Below are 20,222 nucleotides of genomic sequence, written 5' to 3'. Positions count from 1 at the left end.
CCTATTCGGTCAGCTGGCGGGGCAGCTTGAAGATCATGTTTTCCTCGGCAGTGGTCACCACTTCCTCGTCGACGACGCGCCAGTCCGACAGGCGGTCGACCACCTCGCGCACGAGCTTTTCGGGGGCCGAAGCGCCCGCGGTCAGGCCGACCGTGCCGACCCCCTCGAGCCAGCTCGGATCGATTTCGTCGGCCCGCTGGATCAGGCGGGCGTCGGTACCGAGCCGTTCGGCCACTTCGACGAGGCGCAACGAATTGGAGGAATTGGGCGCGCCGATGACCAGCACGAGGTCGCAGCTCGGCGCCATCTGCTTTACCGCCGCTTGCCGGTTACTGGTGGCATAGCAGATGTCTTCGGCCTTGGGGGCGACGATCCGGGGGAAGCGGGCCTCCAGCGCTGCGATGATGTCGCGCGTATCGTCGACCGAGAGCGTCGTCTGCGAAAGATAGGAGAGATCGGCGTCGGGCTCGAAGTCGAGCTTGGCCACGTCCTCGACTGTCTCGACCAGCGTGATCCGGCCCTCGGGCACCTGTCCCATTGTGCCGATAACCTCGGGGTGGCCGGCGTGACCGATGAACAGGATATGCTGGCCTTTCTCGATCTGCCGCTCGGCCTGGCGGTGGACCTTGCTCACCAGTGGGCAGGTTGCATCGACATAGAGCATCTTGCGCCGTTCGGCCTCGGCGGGAACCCTCTTGGGCACGCCGTGAGCGCTGAAAACCACCGGCGCGTCATCGGGCACTTCGTCGAGTTCCTCGACGAAGATCGCACCCTTGGCCTTGAGGCTGTCGACGACATAGCGGTTGTGCACGATCTCGTGCCGGACATAGACCGGTGCGCCGTATTTCTGCAGTGCCCGCTCGACGATCTCGATCGCGCGGTCGACCCCGGCGCAAAAGCCGCGCGGGGCGGCGATCAGCAGCTTCAGCGGCAGCCGAGGTTCGGTGCGCGACGGTGCAGGCGTGGAAGGAAAGGGGGCATTCATGTGCCGCCCTCTAGCGCTTTCGCGCTGCCCAAGCTAGGGCATCGCGCAGCCCTGCCGGGCGATGAATTCGAATGACCGCAAAAGGGAATTTAGCCGCATGACCATCCGCACCCGCCTTGTTCCCGCGCTTGCTCTCGGCCTGGCGCTGGCCGGTTGTGCAAAAGAAGGTGATCTGATCGTCGATCAGGGAGTCGGCATCAGCGCGGTGCGGACCACCTGCCCGGCGGTCGGCATTCCCGACTATACAGGCGATATCACTACTTTCCGTACTCCGGGATCGACAACGCTGGCCAATCTCGACGTGACTGCGGCGATCACCAATCTGCGGTCGAGCTGCAACGAGGGTGCCGGTGACCGGGTCTATACCGAAGCGAGTTTCGATGTCGTGGCCCGGCGCACCGACACGCGCGGCAGCCGTATGGTGACGCTGCCCTATTTCGCCACCGTCCTGCGGGGCGGTTCGGCAGTCGTGACCAAGCGTGTCGGCAGCGTAACGCTGCAGTTCGCCGACGGTCAGGAACGCGCCATGGCACGCGGCACGGCGGGTGCCTATGTCGACCGTGCCGAAGCGACCCTGCCGGCCGACATCCGCGAACAGATCACCCGCAAGCGCAAGGCGGGCGACCCCGATGCCGCGCTCGACCCGCTGGCCGACCCTGCGGTTCGCGCGGCGCTCCAACGCGCGACCTTCGAACTGCTGGTCGGCTTCCAGCTGACCGAAGAACAGCTGCGCTACAACGCAACGCGCTGAGCCTCTCGCATCTTGCCATTTCGCGTCGATAGTCTAGGCGCGCGCCATGGCTGACATGCAGACACTTCACGCGGCCTTCGCGGCCCGCATCGACGCGGTATTGGACGCTCTCGAAATGGAGGGCGTCCTTCCTGCCGGCACGGATCGCGCCAATGTGACCGTCGAACCTCCGCGCGATCCCGCGCATGGCGACCTTGCCACCAATGCGGCGATGGTGCTCGCCAAGCAGGCGAAGACCAATCCGCGCGCGCTGGCCGAAACCATCGTCGAACATTTGCGGCGCGATCCGGCCATCGCCGAAGCGGAGATCGCCGGGCCCGGCTTCATCAACCTGCGTCTCCAGAGCGATGTCTGGCGTCGTGAGCTGCAAGCCATCGCAACGCTTGGCGACGACTATGGTCGCTCGCACATGGGCGATGGGCATATGGTCAATGTCGAATATGTCTCGGCCAATCCCACCGGTCCGATGCACATGGGGCATTGCCGGGGCGCCGTCGTCGGTGACGCGCTGTGCGGCCTGCTCGAATGGGCGGGCTACCGGGTGATCCGCGAATATTACGTCAACGATGCCGGCGGCCAGGTCGACGTCCTCGCCCGCTCGGCACACCTGCGCTACCGCGAAGCGCTGGGAGACGATATCGGCGAAATCCCCGAGGGGCTCTATCCGGGCGACTACCTCAAGCCGGTCGGCGAACGGTTGGCACAGGAATTCGGCCCGGCCTACAAGGACGCGCCCGAGGGCGAATGGCTCGCGTTGTTCCGCCAGCGTTCGGTCGCGGCGATGATGGAGATGATCCGCGAGGATCTCGCGCTGCTCGGCATCCATCACGACCTGTTTTCCTCCGAAGCAGAACTTCAGGCAGCGAGAAAGCCCGAGGCGGCGGAGGCCTGGCTGCGCGAACACGGCTTCGTCTACGATGGCGTGCTCGAAGCGCCCAAGGGCAAGGCGCCGCCCGAGGATTGGGAGCCGGTCGAGCTGCCGCTGTTCCGTTCGACCGAGTTCGGCGACGACCAGGATCGCCCGATCAAGAAATCGAACGGGGCATGGACCTATTTCGGTGCCGATCTCGCCTATCATTTCCAGAAGGCGGAAAAGGCCGATGCGCTGATCGACATCTGGGGCGCCGATCACGCGGGCACGGTCAAGCGGATCAAGGCCGCCGTCGCCGCGCTCACCAAGGGCGCCGGGCGCGACGTGCCGTTCGACGTCAAGCTGGTCCAGATGGTCAAGCTTTTGCGCGACGGCGAGCCGGTGAAGATGTCCAAGCGATCGGGGACCTTCGTCACGCTGGCCGACGTGGTGAAGGAAGTCGGCAAGGATGTGGTGCGTTTCACCATGTTGACCCGCAAGCCCGACGCGCAGATGGAATTCGACTTCGCCAAGGTGGTCGAGGCCTCGAAGGACAATCCGGTCTTCTACCTCCAGTATGCGCATGCCCGCATCCGCTCGACGCTGCGCAAGGCGGGTGTCGAACCGAACGATGCGAATCTCGACCGCCTCGGTGCGGACGAACTCGCGCTGGTACGCGAAGCAGCGCAATTCCCGCGCGTGGTCGAAGCCGCCGCCAAGGCGCGCGAACCGCACCGCATCGCCTTTTTCCTCGGCGATCTCGCCGCCGCCTTCCACAGCTTCTGGAATGCGGGTAACGATGATCCCGCGAAGCGGATCATCCAGGAGGGCGATCCCGACCTCACTGCCGCGCGGCTGTTCCTCGCGGCGCAGGTCGGTCAGGTGATCCGCAATGGCCTCGCCATCCTGGGGGTCGAGGCGGTCGAGGAGATGTGAACATGAGTGGGGCGACGCCATACGACACCGATGAGGATTGGGAGGGCGAGGACCAGCTCGACCTCGCCGATGGCGAAAGCCTGCCCTGGCTCGAAGCGGGCGAGGAGGAAGACGACGCGGCGGGGTTCGATACCGCGCGCCTCGTGATGGTCGGTGTGCTCGCGCTGGCGCTGCTCGCAGCGGTCGTCGGCGGAATCTGGTTCGTTTCCAACCAGGCCTCGGACGAACCGGAGGCTGATGGAAGCGTGATCGCCGCGCCCGAGGAACCCTACAAGACCCGACCCGACGATCCTGGTGGCAAGACCTTCGCCGGCACCGGAGATACCAGCTTCGCCGTGGGCGAAGGGCAGACCCGCGAAGGCAAGCTGGCCGAGACCGCGCCGCCCGAGTCGGTGGCGAAGCCCGCGGCTAGCGGACCCTCGATCGCCTCCACGGTGAACGAGCCTCCGCGCACTTCCGCCGCGCCGGGAACCGTAGTGCAGGTCGGAGCCTATCCGCGCCGCGAGGATGCCGAGGCGGCCTGGGCGCGACTGATGCGCCAGACCGAGGCGCTCAATGGCGTCAGCCACCGCGTCGTCGAGGCGCAAGTCGACATCGGGCGGGTTTACAGGTTGCAGGCGGTGGCCGGCGATCGCAGCGGTGCCAACCGGCTGTGCGCCGCGTTGAAAGCCGACGGGCTGGCCTGTTTCGTCAAGTAGATCGCTCGGCCCGGCGGAATTTCCACACCTCCCGCACGCCGCAAGCTTGCGGCATCGGGGCGAAAGACACAGTTTCCTTCCATGACACCCGCCATTTTCGGCATTTCCGGCCTCGAACTGACGGTCGATGAGCGTGCCTTCTTCAAGGAGGCCGAGCCGGCGGGCTACATCCTCTTCGCGCGCAATTGCGAGAGCCGGGATCAGCTGCGGCGGCTGACCGACGATTTGCGCGGCATCCACGGGCGAGAGCGGCTGATCGTCTCGATCGACCAGGAAGGCGGACGCGTGGCGCGGATGAAGCCGCCCGTTTGGCAGCGCTATCCCGCGGGCGAGGCCTTCGCGAAACTATGGGAAATCGCCCCCGCCTCGGCGATCGAGGCCGCGCGAGCCAATGCCGAGGCGATGGGCCGCGAGCTCGCCGAAATGGGCATCACGGTCGATTTTCACGCGCCCTTCGATGTGCGACGGCCCGAGACCGACGATGTCATCGGCGACCGCGCGCTCGGCAGCGAGCCGATGCAGGTTGCGGCGCTCGGCCGCGCGGTGCTCGACGGGATGGGCCGCGCGGGTGTGGTCGGGTGCCTCAAGCATATGCCCGGCCATGGCCGGGCGACCTGCGATTCGCACAAGGAACTCCCATATGTATCGGCGAGCGACATCGAACTCGGCATCGACATCGAACCGTTCCGCACGCTTTCCGCGCACTCGCTGGGCATGAGCGCCCACATCGTCTTCGAAGCGTGGGATGCGGACAATCCCGCGACGCTTTCGAAAACGGTCATCGGCGAAGTGATCCGCGGCAGGATCGGGTTCGACGGCCTGCTGCTGACCGACGATATCGACATGCAGGCGCTCGACGGAACCGTTCCCGACCGCGCCGAACGCGCGTTGGCGGCGGGCTGCGACATCGTGCTCAATTGCTGGGCGAAGATGGACGACCAGGCCGCCATCGCCGAGCGCCTCGGGGCGATGCGCGCGGCGACCGCCGAGCGGCTCGAGCGCGTGCATGCGGCGATGGGTGAGCCTCGCGACGGACCCGACACCGCCAAATTGCTGGCCAAGCGCGATGCCTTGCTGGCCATTGTGGAAGATCGCACGGGATGACCAGCGACGGCCTCCTCTTCACCGAACCCGCTGGCACCCCGCCGGATGAATGGGACGAGGTGACAAGCGAAGCGTCCGTCGACGACAATGCGCTCTACCTCGAGCTCGACGGCTGGGAAGGGCCGCTCGACCTGTTGCTCGACCTTGCGCGGCGGCAAAAGGTCGACCTCCGCTCGATCTCGATCCTCGCGCTGGTCGACCAGTATCTCGACTACATCGACCGCGCCGGCGCGCTGAAACTCGAGCTCGCCGCCGACTATCTCGTGATGGCGGCCTGGCTCGCCTATCTCAAATCGGCGATGCTCCTGCCCAAGGAAGAGCAGGAAGACCCCAGTCCCGAAGAACTGGCGCTCAAGCTGCAGCTGCGCCTCCAGCGGCTCGGCGCGATGCGCGATGCTGCAGCGCGGCTGATGGGGGGCAACCGGATCGGGCGCGACGTATTTCTGCGCGGCAGCCCCGAAGGTCTCGAAATCGCGCGCAAGAACCTGTGGCAATGCGACCAGTTCGCGCTCATCGAGGCCTATGGCCGGGTCAAGGCGCGCACCGCGCCCGCGATCCACATGGTCCGCGAAAGGCCCGTGATGACGCTCGAATCCGCGCTCGACCGGGTATCGAACATGCTCGGCGTCACGCTCGAGTGGATGGAATTGCGCGATTTCCTTCCCCCGCATGCCGAACCGCGGCTCAAGCGCTCCGCACTCGCGTCAAGCTTCGTGGCCGCACTCGAGCTGGCGCGGCTGGGTAAGGCCGAACTGCAGCAGGAGGACACCTTCGGTCCGCTGCACCTGCGCCGGATGCCCGCCTGATGGACGAGCTCGCCCGCGCCGTGGAAGCCGCGCTTTTCGCGGCGGAAGAGCCAATGACCGCAGAGGCACTGGCGGGATTTCTCGGCGATGCGGCGGTCGGCGAGGTGCGCGATGCCTTGCGCAGTGTGGCGGCGGATTACGACAAGCGGGGCATTCACCTGGTCGAGCGCGGCAAACGCTGGCATTTCGAAACTGCGCCCGACCTCGCCCACCTGCTGCGGCGCGAGAAGGAACAAGTTCGCCGCCTCAGCCGCGCCGCGACCGAGGTGCTGGCGATCATCGCCTATCACGAGCCGGTCAGCCGCGCTGAAATCGAATCGATCCGCGGCGTGCAGACCAGCGGCGGGACACTCGACGTGCTGATGGAAGCGGGCTGGGTGAAGATCGCCGGGCGGCGCGAGGTGCCCGGGCGCCCGACGATCTACGCGACCACGCCCGAATTCCTCGAGCATTTCGGCCTCTCGAGCCGCCGCGACCTACCCGGTATCGCCGAACTGCGCGCCACGGGCCTGCTCGACCCGGTCGACGATGCCTATGACGAACTGGTCGGCGGAGACGACGGCGAGGCCGAGGCGGAGGTCGAATCCGACAATGGTTAGCACGCCTGACTGGCGCTCGGCCGTCGGCAGGCCTATATTCGCCGTCTAGCTACGAAAAAGGTTTCACAATGTCGCTCGGTCCCTGGCAGCTCATCATCATCGCCATCGTCATCCTCGTGCTCTTCGGCCGCGGGCGGATCTCCGAAATGATGGGCGATTTCGGCAAGGGTATCAAAAGCTTCAAGCAGGGCATGAACGAGGACGATGCGCCCGCGAAGCGGATTTCGCACGATGCGAAGCCGGCCGACGAGGGGCTGACCCCCGATCAGGTCAAGCAGACCACCGACAGCAAGTAAGCCGCAGCCAGGCGGAGCCCGCCCATGTTCGATATCGGCGCCAGCGAACTGCTGGTCATTGTCGTGGTGGCGATTCTCGTGATCGGCCCCAAGGATATGCCGCGCGCAATGCGCACTGCGGGACGCTGGATCGGCAAGATGCGCCGGATGTCGGGCCATTTCCGGGCAGGGCTCGACGAAATGGTCCGCCAGGCGGAAATCGAGGAAATGGAAGAACGGTGGGCCGAGCGGAACAAGGCGATCATGGCCAAGTATCCCGACGGCGAGACGCCCGAGGGTGGCGCGCCTGAGAACCTGCTGCCCGACGAAATGGAATCGCTCGCCGCTGCGGGCGAAGTGCCCGATGCCGATGCGGCGGCGGAAGCGGCGATCAAGCGCGCCGCACCGGTCAAGGCGCCCGAACACACCGACGAGCCCACGCTCCCGCTCGATCCGCCATCGCCAGGCAAGGATGCCTGACATGGCGGTGATCAAGGATATCGACGAAAGCCAGGCGCCCCTGCTCGACCACCTGATCGAGCTGCGCGCGCGGCTGGTGCGCTGTGTGCTGGCGCTCGTCGTCGCCTTCGGCATCTGCCTTTATTTCGCCGATCCGATCCTCGGCTTCCTGATCCAGCCGCTCAAGAGCGCCTTTCCCCAGGGCCAGGGCCAGCTTATCTTCACCAAGCTCTACGAGGTGTTTTTCGTCGAGTTGAAGGTGGCGCTGTTTGCCGGGTTCTGCCTCAGCTTCCCGATCATCGCCAACCAGCTCTGGGCTTTCATCGCGCCCGGCCTCTACGCCAAGGAAAAGAAGGCCTTCCTTCCCTTTCTGCTGGCGACCCCGGTGTTGTTCACGATGGGCGCCGCGCTGGCCTATTACGTGGTCATGCCGACGGCCTTCAAATGGTTCCTCGGCTTCCAGGGGACCGCGGGCGGGCTGGAGATTCAGGCGCTGCCCACCGCCAATGAATATCTCGGCCTGGTGATGCAATTCATCCTCGCCTTCGGGATGAGCTTTCTGCTGCCGGTGCTGCTGCTGCTGCTCCATCGCGCGGGCATCGTCACCCGCGTCCAGCTCGTCGCGGCGCGGCGCTATGTTATCGTGCTGGTGGTGGCGCTCGCGGCGATCATCACGCCGCCCGATCCGGGCTCGCAGCTGCTGCTGGCGATCCCCCTCTTGCTGCTGTTCGAGGGCTCGCTGCTGCTGATGCGGGTGACCGAGAAGCGCCGCAAGGCGGCGGTCGACGGTCCTGAAGAGCCTCAGTCCGCTTCGTAGACCTTGCGCCCGCCGACCCAGGTTTCGAGGACCTTTGTCTCCCGCAATTCGCTCGGCGTGGCGAGCATGGGATCGCGATCGATGAGGACGAAATCGGCTCTTTCGCCGCGCAGCAGGCGACCGAAACGCCCTTCCGCGAATCCGGCATAGGCTGCGTCGCTGGTAAAGCCCGCCAGCGCCTGTTCGCGGTTGACCCGGTCCTGCGGGCGCCATCCGCCGAAAGGCTCCCCATTGGCGTCCATGCGGGTGGTCGCCGCGGCGAGACCGGCAAAGGGATCGGGCGATTCGACCGGTGCGTCCGACCCGAAGGCCAGCCGCCCGCCGAGCCGGAGGATGGTGTTCCAGGCATAGGCTCCGTCGAGGCGGTCTGGCCCGAGCCGCGCCTCGGCCATCAGCCGGTCGCTGGTCTGGTGGACGGGCTGCATCGAAGCGATGATGCCATGCTGCCCGAACTTGGGCAGGTCGACGGGATCGACAATTTGCGCATGTTCGATCCGCCAGCGCCGGTCGCCGGGAAAACTCTCGGCGATTTCGGCGATCGCATTGAGCGCATCCTCGTTCGCGGCACTACCGATGGCATGGATTGCGGGCTGGAAATTGCCCGTGGCTGCCCGCACGAGGATGTTGCGGAGCTGCGCGGGGCTCATCAGCGGAAGGCCGGTATTGCCCGGATCGTCGGCATAGGGACGCTTGAGCCAGGCTCCGCGACTGCCGAGCGCACCATCGAGATAGAGCTTCACGCCGTTCATGCGCAGCTTGTCGTCATAGAGCCAGGGGGACGGTCCCGATCCGGCGATGAGGTCCATCTGGTCGGGGCCGGCGGCGTAGGACATGATCCGCAGCGTCAGCGCGCCCCGATCCCCCGCCCGGCGAAAGGCCTGCCAGTCCTCGATCGTGGTACCCATGTCGGCCACGGCGGTGATGCCGAAGCGATGGAGGACCTTCTGCGCCTCGGCAAAGGCAAGATCGCGCTCTTTCGGACGCGGTGCGGGAACGGCGGCCTGCAACAAGTCAGTCGCCCGGTCGATGAACACGCCCGATGGGGTCTTTCCGTCGGCCAGTCGTTCGATGCGCCCTCCGGCTGGTGTCTTCGTCGCCGCATCGACGCCCGCTGCGCGCAGTGCGACGCTGTTGGCCCAGCCGGCATGGCCGTCGACCCGCTCGAGATAGACCGGGCGGTCGGCGATCGCGCTGTCGAGCTCGGCGGCAGTGGGGAAGCGGCCCAGGCCCCATTTCTCCTGGTTCCAGCCACGCCCGAGGATCCACGGGCGATCGGGATTGGCTGCGGCGAAGGCGCGAATCTTGTCGAGCGCCTCGGCGAGCGATTTGGTCTCCGACAGGTCGAGTGTGAGCGCACCGATTCCGATGCCCATGACGTGGACATGGGCATCGATCAGCCCGGGAATCATCACCCGGCCCTTGCCGTCCTCGCGATAATCGGTCTGCGGCTTCTTGTCCTTCGCCTGAAGGATCTGCGCGACCTTGCCCTCGTCGTCGATCACCAGCGCAGTGAAGCGCTGGACCTTGCCGTCTTCGCCGATGGTGATCCCCTCGACATTGTCGACCAGCACGTCGGCCTGCGCAGGTAGGGCGAAGGCGAAGGCGAGCGCAGTTGCAAGGAGTTTGAGCTTCATGTCAGGCAGTCCTGTCAGGCGGTTGGCCGCCCGCGATAAGGCATAGCTTGGCCAAGGCAAACCCTTTCGGCGATTGCGCCGCAGCCCTGCGCGCCGTAGGGGCGGGGACCATGACCGAAGCATCCCCCGTGCGTGTCGCCGCTCCGGCGACCGAGCTCCTGACTCTCGACGATGTGCGGGCCGCGGCCGCGCGCATCGAAGGCGCGGTGGTACGGACGCCGATGTTGCGCTCGCAGACGCTATCGGACATCACCGGGGCCGACATCTGGCTCAAATTCGAGAACCACCAGTTCACCGCCGCCTACAAGGAGCGCGGTGCGCTGAATGCGTTGTTGCACCTGACCGACGAGCAGCGCGCGCGCGGCGTGATCGCCGCATCGGCAGGCAACCATTCGCAGGGGCTGAGCTATCATGGGCGCCGGTTGGGCGTCCCGGTGACGATCGTGATGCCGCAGACCACGCCGAGCGTGAAGGTGATGCAGACCGAGAGCGTGGGTGGCAATGTCGAGCTGTTCGGCGAGACTTTCGATGAAGCCTATGCCCATGCGCGCGAGCTCGAACGCGCGCGCGGCCTGACCTTCGTCCATCCCTTCGACGATCCGCTGGTCGCCGCGGGGCAGGGCACGGTCGCGCTCGAAATGCTCGCCGACAAGGACGATTTCGACTGCCTCGTCGTACCGATTGGCGGGGGTGGGCTGATGAGCGGCATGGCCACGGTTGCCAAGGCGCTGAAGCCTGAAATCGAGATGGTCGGCGTCCAGGCCGAACTCTATCCCTCGATGTATTCCGCGGTGACCGGCGACGAACGCCCCTGCGGCGGCGACACGCTGGCCGAGGGGATCGCGGTCAAGGCACCTGGGGAATTCACCCGCCAGATCATCGCGGAGCTGGTCGACGAGGTGCTGCTGGTCAAGGAAGGGACACTCGAGCACGCCGTCTCGCTGCTTCTCCAGATCGAGAAGACCGTAGTCGAGGGGGCCGGGGCGGCGGGCCTCGCCGCGGTACTGTCCAACCCGGAGAAGTTCGCCGGCAAGACCGTCGGCCTCGTGCTGTGCGGCGGTAACATCGACACGCGCCTGCTCGCCAATGTGCTGCTGCGAGACCTTGCCCGTTCGGGCCGGCTCGCGCGGCTGGAAATCGTGCTGCAGGATCGCCCCGGCGCGCTGTTCAAGGTGATGCGCGAATTCAACGAACACAACGTCAACATCATCGAGATATACCACCAGCGCATCTTCACCACGCTGCCTGCCAAGGGACTGACGGCCGAGATCGAGTGCGAAGCGCGCGATTCCGAGCAGATCGACCGGCTGGTGCGGGCGCTTCGCAGCAAGGGTTATAGCGTCTCGGTGGCCGAGCTCGCCTGACCCGAAACGACCGTTCGGCGAGGCGATTGTGCTTTTCATGGTAAAGAGGGTTTTAACCTCTGACCCGCTCTGGCATTGATATGCCTGTCAGGTAGGAATTAGCCGCCCGAAGGATGCCGCCGAAAGTGACCGCACCGATACGCTTTCCCCGCTTTTTCGTGACCAGCCCTGCGCCGTGTCCGTATCTGCCGGGCAAGAGCGAGCGCAAGGTGTTCACCGAGCTGCGCGGCGACAATGCCGACGAGCTGAACGAAGCGCTCGGGCGGATCGGCTTCCGGCGCAGCCAGACGGTTGCCTACCGGCCTTCCTGTCTCGATTGCCAGGCCTGCGTATCGGTGCGCGTCGTGGCAGGCGAGTTCAAGCCGTCTGCCACCCAGAAGCGCACGCTCAAGGCGAACGACGATCTCGTCGCTACCGAATGCCGCCCCTGGGCCACCGCCGAACAGTTCGAATTGCTGCAAAAATACCTCGCTGCGCGCCACCCCGGTGGGGGGATGACGCAGATGGAGGAAACCGACTTTGCGGATATGGTGGAACACACCAGTGTAACCAGCTATGTGATTGAATATCGGGAGCCGGCTATCGGCGCCGAGCCGGGCCGCCTGGTGGGGGCGTGCCTGACGGATTACCAGGGCGACGGGCTGTCGATGATCTACAGCTTCTACGACCCTGAGCATGAGGATCGCGCCGGGCTTGGGAACTACATCATCCTCGACCACATCCGCCGCGCCGCCACCAACGGACTGCCCTATGTCTATCTCGGCTATTGGGTCGAAGGTGCCGAGCGGATGCAATACAAGGTTCGCTATCGCCCGCTCGAACGGCTCAGCCGCGGCGGATGGGAGCGCATGCCCGACCATGAACAGAAGCGCCTTATCGCGGCGGCTACCGCCCCGCGTGACAGACGGCGCGACAAGGCCCTTCCGGCCAAGGACGGGCTGTCGGCGGACTACAAGCTGCGGGATTGAGCGGGCGCTGACAGCGCTGGCTCGCTGCCTGGCGGCGCTTGCCCTCGTCGGCGGGGCCGCGCTCGCCGCGCAGGATCGCGAAGCTCCATCGAGCCTCGAGGATCTCATCCCCGACAGCGCGGTCGACGATCCCGATAGCTGGGCGCAGAAGGGAACCGACGGACCGGCCGGGGCGACGGATGACGCTTTGGGCGAACCGGAGGCGGACACGCCGATCTCCGAACTGCCGGACATGCCTGTCGCCTGGCCCGAGGAAGTCGAACTTGCGCCGTTACAGGAGCTCGAGCCGGAAGAGGATATTCGCTTCGCCGATCTGCTTGGCGATGCGCCCCAGATCGCTTTCGACGAGGCGGAGGTCGAGCGCATTTCGGATGCGCTGGTGCTGGGTTTCCCGCAGAAGGAACCGCCCTTCAGCGAGCGCAGCGATTTCGTCGATCGCTTCGCGGCCCTTTCGACCATCGAGGAACTCGGCGACGGCGAGGAAAACGTCGCCCAGCTCGCCGCGCGGGCGCGCAAGGACGAGGAACTGCTCGGCACGCTGCTCCGTGTCTACGGCTATTACGACGGCGAGATCGTCCGCACGATCGGCACGCGCGATGCAGGCGAAGACACCGCCGAACAGCGCCCCCGGGTACGCTTCGATGTCATTCCTGGCCCGCGCTACAAGGTCGGCGCAATCGATCTCGGCGATCTCGACACGGCACCCGACGCCGGCCAATTGCGCAAGAGCTTCGGGATATATCCGGACGATTTCCTTCAGTCCGATACGATCATCGCCGAGCGCTTCGACCTCGACCGGGCGCTGGGCGAGACGGGATATCCCTTTGCCGAGATCGACCAGCCCGAGCTGCTGATCGACCACGAACGCACCGCGGGCGACCTGTCGCTGCCGGTGCGCCCCAAGGGGAAATATGTTTTCGGCGAGGTGGTCAGCAGCGACGAGGCCTTTCTCTCCAGCCGCCATCTCGCGAGCATAGCGCGTTTCGAGCCCGGCGAAGTCTACCAGCGCAGCCTCGCCTTCGACCTGCGTCGAGCGGTCACGGCTACCGGGCTGGTGTCGAGCGTCGGTGTCGAGGCACGCGAGGTCACCCCGCCGCAAGGCGACCAGCCCGGCGTGGTGGCGATGGATGTCACCGTCGAACGGGCCAAGCTGCGTACGATTGCCGGCGCCATTGGCTATGGTTCGGAAGAAGGCTTCCGTGTCCAGGCGAGCTGGGAACATCGCAATCTCTTCCCGCCCGAAGGCGCCCTGCGGCTGCGCGGCATCCTCGGGACTCGCGAACAACTGGCGGGCGTAACCTTCCGCAAGAACAATTTCGGCGGTCGCGACAAGGTGCTGACGATCGACGCCTACGCCTCGAGCATCGATACGCTGGCCTACGATGCGCGGACCGTCGCGCTGACGGGCACGTACGAGCGAACCTCGACGCTTCTGTTCCAGAAACCACTCGCCTGGGGATTGGGCGCCGAAATCCTCGCGACCGACGAAAGAAACCGCATCGTCGATGGCGTCGAGCGGCCGCGGCAGACCTATTTCATCGGGGCGCTGTTCGGACGGGCGACGCTCGATACCAGCGATTCGCTGCTCGATCCGACCCGCGGTTTCCGGGTCACGGGCTTTCTCGCGCCCGAAACGTCGCGCACGCAGGGTGAACAGTTCTACTACCTCCGCTCGCGGATCGACGCGTCCTATTACCTGCCGCTCGGCGGGCGGACGGTGATCGCCGCGCGGGCCGCCTTCGCCAGCATCCAGGGCGCCGAACTGGTCGGGATCGCGCCGTCGCGGCGGCTGTATGCGGGTGGCGGCGGTTCGGTGCGCGGCTATGGCTACCAGTCGATCGGGCCCAAGAATGCATTCATGGAGCCGACTGGCGGGCGCAGCCTCGTCGAGGCTTCGCTCGAGGCACGGATCGGTACCGGCTTCCTCGACGGCGCCGTGTCCGTCGTGCCGTTCTTCGATCTGGGCAGCGTTTCGACGTCGAGCACGCCCGATTTCGGCGAGATCAAGATGGGGGCGGGGCTGGGCCTGCGCTACACCACCGGTTTCGGCCCGATCCGCCTCGACGTCGGCTTCCCGCTCAACCCCGAGCCCGAAGACGCGGCGGTCGGGGTCTATATCTCGCTGGGGCAGGCCTTCTGATGGCGGAGGATGTGCTCGTCGAAGCCGAGGAGGCAAGCGGCGCCCGCCGCAGCCACGCGGGGCGGGCGGTCAAGTGGCTGCTGGGTGGGCTGGCGGCTCTCGCATTGCTCGTGGTCGGAACGCTGCTTGTCCTCAACACGCCGCTGGGCGAGCGCTTTATCGCCAGCAGGATCGCCGAGCGGACCTTCCCCAATGGCCTCAACGTCCGCATCGGGCGGATCGAAGGAAATCTCTATGGCGTGGCGGTGCTGCACGATGTCCGTCTGTCCGATCCCAAAGGCGTGTTCCTCACTATCCCGCGCGCGGAAATCGACTGGAACCCCGGCGCCTGGCTCCATAACCGGCTCGAGATCGACAGCTTCGCCGCTCGCCGTGCCAAGCTCGCCCGGATCCCCGAATTCCTCCCCAGCGAAGAGGATAATCCGATCCTCCCCGGCTTCGACATCAGTATCGAACGGCTCGAAATCGACAACCTCGTGCTCGCTCGCGGGATCGCCGGCGACAGTCCGCAACGCGTCGACCTGACCGGAAGCGCCGAGGTCGCCGACCGGCGGTTGCTGGTCGACATCGACGGCCGGCTGGGCGAGCGTGACCGGCTTGCGCTGTTGCTCGATGCCGAGCCCGACGGCGACGATTTCGATCTCTCGCTGGACTTAGATGCGGAGGAAGACGGCCCCATTGCAGCGCTGGCCGGTCTGGATGGCGCACACCGCGCGCGTCTGCGGGGCGAGGGGACCTGGTCGAACTGGACCGGCGGGCTACTCGTCCGCAACGACGAAGGGCGCGTCGCGGCGCTGCGCATTACCAATCGCGCCGGGCGCTTCGGTCTGCTGGGCAAGGTCGATCCTTCGGGCTTCGTGACCGGCCTTCCCGCGCGGGCGATGGGCGACGATGTCGCGCTCAAGGCAGAACTGGCGATCGACAACCGCACCATCGATGGCCGCACGATCCTGGTCGGCCGCGGCCTCACTCTCGACGCCAAGGGACTGCTCGACCTCGCCGAAAACCGCGCGCAGGACCTCGAGATCGTCGCCGTCGTCCGCGATCCGGCGCTGCTCGGAGAGGGTATCGCACTGCGCAATGCGCGGCTCACGGCAACGCTCGACGGGCCGTTCAAGGACCTCGCGATCGTCCACGACCTGCAGGTCGGCGAGCTCGATCTCGGCGGGACCAGGCTCACGGGGCTCCGTCAGGCCGCCACAGCGCGTTATGACGGCACGCGCTGGATGCTGCCCCTCGACCTCGCAGTCGGGCGCGTCTTCAGCGGCAACGCCCTGGTCGATCCCCGGCTCATAAACGGCGTTGCGCGCGGTTCGCTAGTCCTGACGGGATCGGCGCTGCTGTCCGACGACTTGCGCCTCGCCTTTCCTGCCATGTCGGCCAATCTCGCGCTGCGCGGCGACCTGGCCGGCGGAGACTATCGCCTGCGCGGGCCGGTGCGCGCCGAACGGCTGACGCTCGAGGATGTCGGCATGCTCGGTGGCACCGCGGTGATCGAACTGTCGCTGGCCCCGGGCGCGCCGTGGCGTCTTTCGGCCGATCTCGACGCCCGAATCGCGCCGGTGACCAATGCCACGCTGGCCAATCTCGCGGGGGCCCCGATCCGCGTGCGCGGCGGGGTGGCAGTGGGCGGCGATGCACCGCTCGATTTCAACCGGATGCGGATCGATGCGAGCAAGGTCCGTCTCGCGCTCGACGGCAGCGTTCGCGAGGGAACGACGCGGCTCGCCGGGCGCGGAACCCATGTCGATTACGGCGCCTTCACTGTCGAGGCTCGCCTGACCGATGCGGGGCCGAGCGCGGCGCTGGTCTTCGCCAAGCCCGCCACCGGTCTCGAGAATGTCCGTGTCGCCATCGCCCCGCGCGACGATGGCTTTGCCATCGACACCGATGGCCAGTCGCTGTTCGGCCCCTTCGCGGGCACGCTCGGGCTGACTGCGCCGGCGGGCGGGCCGACGCGCATCGCGATCGAAACCATGCAGGTCTCGGACACCGATGTTTCCGGCAGCCTGCTGCTTGTGGACGGCGGCGCCGACGGCCAGCTGTCCTTCGCCGGGGGTGGGCTCGACGGAACCGTGGCACTCGCCCCGCGGGGCGGGGGCCAGGGGCTCGATATCGACCTGCGCGCACGCAATGCCCGCTTCGGCGGCGAAACCGCCTTGCGTATCGCGCGTGCCGATATTTCCGCTACCGGGCTGATCCGCAAGGGCCATACCAGCTTTACCGGGACGGGCACGGCGACCGGCCTGTCCTATGGCTCGCTGTTCATCGGGCGACTGGCTGCCAAGGGCGAGATGGACGATGGCGTCGGCAGGATCGACGCCTCGCTGGCCGGACGACGCAGCGGACGGTTCGCGCTCGATATGAATGCCATCGTCCGGCCCGAGGGGATTGCCCTGGCGGCCCAGGGCGAATTCGCCGGTCGGCCCATCTCGATGCCGCGCCGCGCGGTGCTGACCAGCCTCGATGGAGGAGGGTGGCGGCTCGCCCCGACCCAGGTGTCGTATGGCAGCGCGGGCATGATCGCGGCCGGCAGCTTCGGCGGTGGCAATCTCGACTTCGAATTCAAGCTGGCGCGGATGCCGCTCTCGTTGATCGACATCGTCCGTCCCGACACCGGGCTGGGCGGTACGATTTCGGGGACGGTCGACTATCGCACGGGTACGAGCGGCCTGCCGGTGAGCGAGGCAAAGGTGAAGATCGAGGGCTTGACCAGGTCGGGCCTCGTCCTGACCTCGCGCCCGGTCGATGTCGCCCTTGTCGCCCGGCTGAGCGAGAGCGAACTCGCCGCGCGGGCGCTGCTCGCCAACGAGGATATCCAGCGCGGCCGCGTGCAGGCGCGGATCACCGGACTGCCCGGCAGCGGTCTGCTGCTGGACCGTCTGCGTGCGGGCCGGCTGTTCGGCCAGCTGCGCTATCGCGGCGCGGCGGAAAGCCTGTGGCGGCTCGCCGCGCTCGATACGTTCGACATCACCGGGCCGATCGCCATCGCCGCCGATGCGACGGGATCGCTGGAGGATCCGACGGTGCGCGGTTCGATCGCGGGCGACAGGCTGCATCTGCGCAGCGCCCTATCGGGCACCGACATCCGCGCGCTGGCGGTGCGCGGAAAGTTCAGCGGTTCGCGGCTGCAACTCACCAGTTTTTCGGGGACCCCGGTCGATGGCGGGAGCGTCAGCGGGAGCGGGATCGTCGACCTGCGGACGCTCGGCGAAAGGGTGGAGGGCCGTCTGCTCGAAATCCGCGGACCGATAATCGACCTGCGCGCTTCGGCGAGAAACGCCCGGCTAATCGATACGGCGGGCCTCAGCGCCACGATCTCCGGCCCGCTGCGGATCGTCTCGAACGGCCTCGGTGGCACGATCGCCGGGCGGGTGCGGGTCGACCGCGCCAGCTGGAGGCTGGGTACGGCGGCCGACGATTTGCGCCTGCCGCAGATCGCCACGCGCGAGATCAACGCCCCGGCCAATCGTGCGCCGCGTGTCGCGCCCGCGCGTCCCTGGCGTTATCTCATCGACGCCAAGGCTTCGAGCCGGATCGACGTCGACGGCATGGGGCTCGACAGCGAATGGTCGGCCGATATCCTCCTGCGCGGGACCACCGACGATCCGCGGATCGGCGGCAGCGCGACAATGGTCCGCGGCGACTACACGTTCGCGGGAACCCGGTTCGAGCTGACCCGGGGAGACATCGATTTCGACGAGAGGGTCCCGATCGATCCGCGGCTCGACATCAGAGCCGAAACCGAGCGTGACGGCTTGACAGTGCAGGCCAGCGTTCGGGGCAGTGCGACCCAGCCGGAGATTGCCTTCAGCTCCAATCCGGCGTTGCCCGAAGAGGAACTGCTTGCCCGCCTGCTGTTCGGCGGTTCGGTTACCAGCCTGTCGGCCACCGATGCGCTGCAGCTGGGGGCAGCGGTCGCGAGCCTGCGTGGGGGCGGCGGCATGGACCCGATCAACCAGCTGCGCAGCGCGATCGGGCTCGACCGGTTGCGGATCGTCAGCGCCGATCCCGCCCTGGGACGCGGTACCGGCGTGGCGTTGGGCAAGAATTTCGGGCGCCGCTTCTATGCCGAAATCATCACCGATGGGCGCGGCTACAGCGCGACCGAGGTGGAATTCCGCGTGACCAGCTGGCTCTCGCTACTCGCCGCCGTCTCGACCGTGGGCCGCGAAAGCGTCGTCGCCGAGATCAGCCGGGACTATTAGCCGGAGTTTCTTCCCGCGGCAGCAGGACCGTGTCGATGGGCAGGATGACGCCGTTGATCGCGGCTACGGCCGATTCTCCGACGCGGGCGGTCACACCCTCTCCCGTCGCAGCCACGATTGCATCGCCCGATCGGCTAAAGGTCATCTCGGTTCGCCCGAGCGTGGTCATCGTGACCGGTCCGCCGTTGCGCTCGATCGCCGCCTCGATCGCCTCCGGTGTCAAATGACCGGGGAGCAGATGATCGCGCAGGATTGCGACCAGCACGGGGCGCTGCTCGGCCTCGAGCAGGGTCTTGCCCTTGTCGCCCAGTGCGGCGAAGGCAGGATCGTCAGGCGCCAGTAGCGTATAGCTCGCCGGACCGTCGAAAATGCCTGACAGGTCGGACTGTTCGACCGCCTCTCTTAGCGATTTGAACCGATCGTCGCCGGCAAGCACCGACGCCAGCGTTTGCGTGCCTTCGTCGATGGTCTCGATTGCATCGCTCTCGGGGCTCTCTTCCGCGGTGCACGCGGCGAGCGAGCCCAGCAGGGCGAGGGCCAGGGGCGCGGCAATGGGTTTCCAGGTCGTGGTCATGAGCGGCCCTTTCAGATCAGCAGGTCGATCGCGGCAGCCACCAGCCGCGTTTCGGGATCGATGCGATAGACGTAGCCGTCGGAGTAGCGATACCAGGCATCGGGCGTGTCGCGGTACCGTTCGCGGAAGGAATAGGGGACGTTGTAAACGTCGTATCCATGCGGGATCGGCTGCCCGACGACGAAGTCGTCGCCCGTCAGCAGCGCCGCTACCGACGCGATGGCGGCATCTTCCGGATCGATGCGGTAAATCACATTGTCGGCGTAGCGATAGGCATCGGGTCGCCCGAGGTCGAAATAGTCGACGTAATAATCGGGCACGGCATAGCTCTCGTAGCTCGATGGCCAGACCTTGCCGATCGCCAGCGCGCCACCGAGCAACGGGATGTAGCCTGCAATCCGGCCGTCATCCGAGGGACGCAACAGGTAGCCGTCGGAATAGAGATAGCGACCCGCAGCATAATTCGTCAGGCCGAACAGGCGCGGACGATAGGTATAGCCATTCCATCCGGTCGGGGGAGTAGAGCGCTTCTTCGCCTGCCCCGGGGGCAGGCAGCCGTTGTTCTTGCGGGCAAGGCCCGGCGGGCATCCGGCTACCAAGCTGCGGTCGCGGTCGCGCGCGAGAAACCTCCGGTCGCGCTCCTCGGTCGAGCGGCGCAGTTCGGTGCTGGCAGCGGGGAGGATTTCGCGCCGCTGGTCGCGGCTTTCCGGGCGCGCTGCGCGGCGCTCGGCCACGCCCGCATTGCGCCGATCCTCGCCGCGGCGTTCGGCCGAGCGATGCTGCGCTTTCCCATCATCTTCGGACCTTGCGCGGCGGTTCGGTTTCTCATCCCGAGCGGAGGCCTTATCGCGCCCGCCCCGTTCGGTCTTTTCTGCGGCGTGCTGCTTGCCGCCGTGTTCATTTCCTTTGCCTTTGCCGGGCTCCGCATGGGTGCCCGTCGCGACAAGCGCAATCGCTGCCGCACCTGCGAGCAAGATACGCATCTTGGATCTCCTTTGCCCGACAAACGGCGGCTGCCAGCCCGGGTTCCGCTAGACCGGAGCGTAAGGGTTCG

At 66.6% G+C, this 20,222-nt stretch carries 17 protein-coding genes; 13 read left to right on the top strand and 4 right to left on the bottom strand.

Annotation, left to right across the window (positions count from 1 at the left end; translation table 11 throughout):
- Position 1: 1 nt before the first annotated feature.
- Positions 2 to 985, bottom strand: a complete 984-nt coding sequence (ispH, locus tag ACEQZ0_RS06740; RefSeq protein WP_370189624.1) for a 4-hydroxy-3-methylbut-2-enyl diphosphate reductase — start codon at positions 983 to 985, stop codon at positions 2 to 4.
- 97 nt (positions 986 to 1,082) lie between these two features.
- Here ispH and ACEQZ0_RS06735 point away from each other — a divergent pair, with 97 nt between their 5' ends.
- The 9 genes from ACEQZ0_RS06735 (at position 1,083) to tatC (ending at position 8,280) form a co-directional block, all read left to right on the top strand.
- On the top strand, positions 1,083 to 1,736 hold the full coding sequence (locus tag ACEQZ0_RS06735; protein ID WP_370189622.1) for a hypothetical protein: 654 nt from the start codon (positions 1,083 to 1,085) through the stop codon (positions 1,734 to 1,736).
- 46 nt (positions 1,737 to 1,782) lie between these two features.
- On the top strand, positions 1,783 to 3,522 hold the full coding sequence (gene argS / locus ACEQZ0_RS06730) for an arginine--tRNA ligase (RefSeq protein ID WP_370189620.1): 1,740 nt from the start codon (positions 1,783 to 1,785) through the stop codon (positions 3,520 to 3,522).
- 2 nt (positions 3,523 to 3,524) lie between these two features.
- Positions 3,525 to 4,220, top strand: a complete 696-nt coding sequence (locus tag ACEQZ0_RS06725) for an SPOR domain-containing protein (protein WP_370189619.1) — start codon at positions 3,525 to 3,527, stop codon at positions 4,218 to 4,220.
- Between the two features lie 81 nt (positions 4,221 to 4,301).
- Positions 4,302 to 5,324: a beta-N-acetylhexosaminidase gene (gene nagZ, locus ACEQZ0_RS06720; protein WP_370189617.1), complete on the top strand. Its 1,023-nt coding sequence runs from the start codon at positions 4,302 to 4,304 to the stop codon at positions 5,322 to 5,324.
- Positions 5,321 to 6,130: a ScpA family protein gene (locus ACEQZ0_RS06715; protein ID WP_370189615.1), complete on the top strand. Its 810-nt coding sequence runs from the start codon at positions 5,321 to 5,323 to the stop codon at positions 6,128 to 6,130. The genes nagZ and ACEQZ0_RS06715 overlap by 4 nt, the downstream gene beginning before the upstream one ends.
- On the top strand, positions 6,130 to 6,729 hold the full coding sequence (scpB, locus tag ACEQZ0_RS06710) for an SMC-Scp complex subunit ScpB (RefSeq protein WP_370189613.1): 600 nt from the start codon (positions 6,130 to 6,132) through the stop codon (positions 6,727 to 6,729). Before ACEQZ0_RS06715 ends, scpB begins: the two co-directional genes overlap by 1 nt.
- A gap of 68 nt (positions 6,730 to 6,797) precedes the next feature.
- A complete protein-coding gene (tatA, locus tag ACEQZ0_RS06705) occupies positions 6,798 to 7,025 on the top strand; it encodes a twin-arginine translocase TatA/TatE family subunit (RefSeq protein WP_370189611.1) in 228 nt (75 codons plus the stop codon).
- A gap of 24 nt (positions 7,026 to 7,049) precedes the next feature.
- The gene (tatB, locus tag ACEQZ0_RS06700) at positions 7,050 to 7,484 is read left to right on the top strand and encodes a Sec-independent protein translocase protein TatB (protein WP_370189609.1); all 435 of its coding nucleotides are present in this window, start codon (positions 7,050 to 7,052) and stop codon (positions 7,482 to 7,484) included.
- Position 7,485: 1 nt separating this feature from the next.
- Positions 7,486 to 8,280, top strand: a complete 795-nt coding sequence (tatC, locus tag ACEQZ0_RS06695) for a twin-arginine translocase subunit TatC (RefSeq protein WP_370189607.1) — start codon at positions 7,486 to 7,488, stop codon at positions 8,278 to 8,280.
- On the opposite strand, the gene ACEQZ0_RS06690 is transcribed toward tatC, so the two are convergent.
- On the bottom strand, positions 8,265 to 9,914 hold the full coding sequence (locus ACEQZ0_RS06690) for an amidohydrolase (RefSeq protein ID WP_370189606.1): 1,650 nt from the start codon (positions 9,912 to 9,914) through the stop codon (positions 8,265 to 8,267). The two genes, tatC and ACEQZ0_RS06690, sit on opposite strands and share 16 nt — an antisense overlap.
- A 110-nt stretch (positions 9,915 to 10,024) precedes the next feature.
- Between ACEQZ0_RS06690 and ACEQZ0_RS06685 the strand changes: the two genes are divergently transcribed.
- The 4 genes from ACEQZ0_RS06685 (at position 10,025) to ACEQZ0_RS06670 (ending at position 18,594) form a co-directional block, all read left to right on the top strand.
- The gene (locus tag ACEQZ0_RS06685; RefSeq protein ID WP_370189604.1) at positions 10,025 to 11,278 is read left to right on the top strand and encodes a threonine ammonia-lyase; all 1,254 of its coding nucleotides are present in this window, start codon (positions 10,025 to 10,027) and stop codon (positions 11,276 to 11,278) included.
- 125 nt (positions 11,279 to 11,403) lie between these two features.
- On the top strand, positions 11,404 to 12,246 hold the full coding sequence (locus tag ACEQZ0_RS06680; RefSeq protein ID WP_370189602.1) for an arginyltransferase: 843 nt from the start codon (positions 11,404 to 11,406) through the stop codon (positions 12,244 to 12,246).
- On the top strand, positions 12,176 to 14,386 hold the full coding sequence (locus ACEQZ0_RS06675; RefSeq protein WP_370189600.1) for an autotransporter assembly complex family protein: 2,211 nt from the start codon (positions 12,176 to 12,178) through the stop codon (positions 14,384 to 14,386). Before ACEQZ0_RS06680 ends, ACEQZ0_RS06675 begins: the two co-directional genes overlap by 71 nt.
- The gene (locus ACEQZ0_RS06670) at positions 14,386 to 18,594 is read left to right on the top strand and encodes a translocation/assembly module TamB domain-containing protein (protein ID WP_370189598.1); all 4,209 of its coding nucleotides are present in this window, start codon (positions 14,386 to 14,388) and stop codon (positions 18,592 to 18,594) included. Before ACEQZ0_RS06675 ends, ACEQZ0_RS06670 begins: the two co-directional genes overlap by 1 nt.
- Here the strand turns inward: ACEQZ0_RS06670 and ACEQZ0_RS06665 are convergent.
- Positions 18,578 to 19,168: a fasciclin domain-containing protein gene (locus tag ACEQZ0_RS06665; RefSeq protein ID WP_370189596.1), complete on the bottom strand. Its 591-nt coding sequence runs from the start codon at positions 19,166 to 19,168 to the stop codon at positions 18,578 to 18,580. The genes ACEQZ0_RS06670 and ACEQZ0_RS06665 overlap by 17 nt on opposite strands.
- 11 nt (positions 19,169 to 19,179) lie before the next feature.
- Positions 19,180 to 20,151 (bottom strand): hypothetical protein, encoded by a 972-nt coding sequence (locus ACEQZ0_RS06660; RefSeq protein ID WP_370189594.1) that lies wholly within the window; start codon positions 20,149 to 20,151, stop codon positions 19,180 to 19,182.
- Positions 20,152 to 20,222 lie beyond the last annotated feature (71 nt).

It is taken from the genome of Qipengyuania sp. (assembly GCF_964227205.1).
Classification (GTDB): Bacteria; Pseudomonadota; Alphaproteobacteria; order Sphingomonadales; family Sphingomonadaceae; genus Qipengyuania.
The sequence above is the reverse complement of the archived record's forward strand: the minus strand, read 5'-3'. Positions and strand labels throughout refer to the sequence as shown.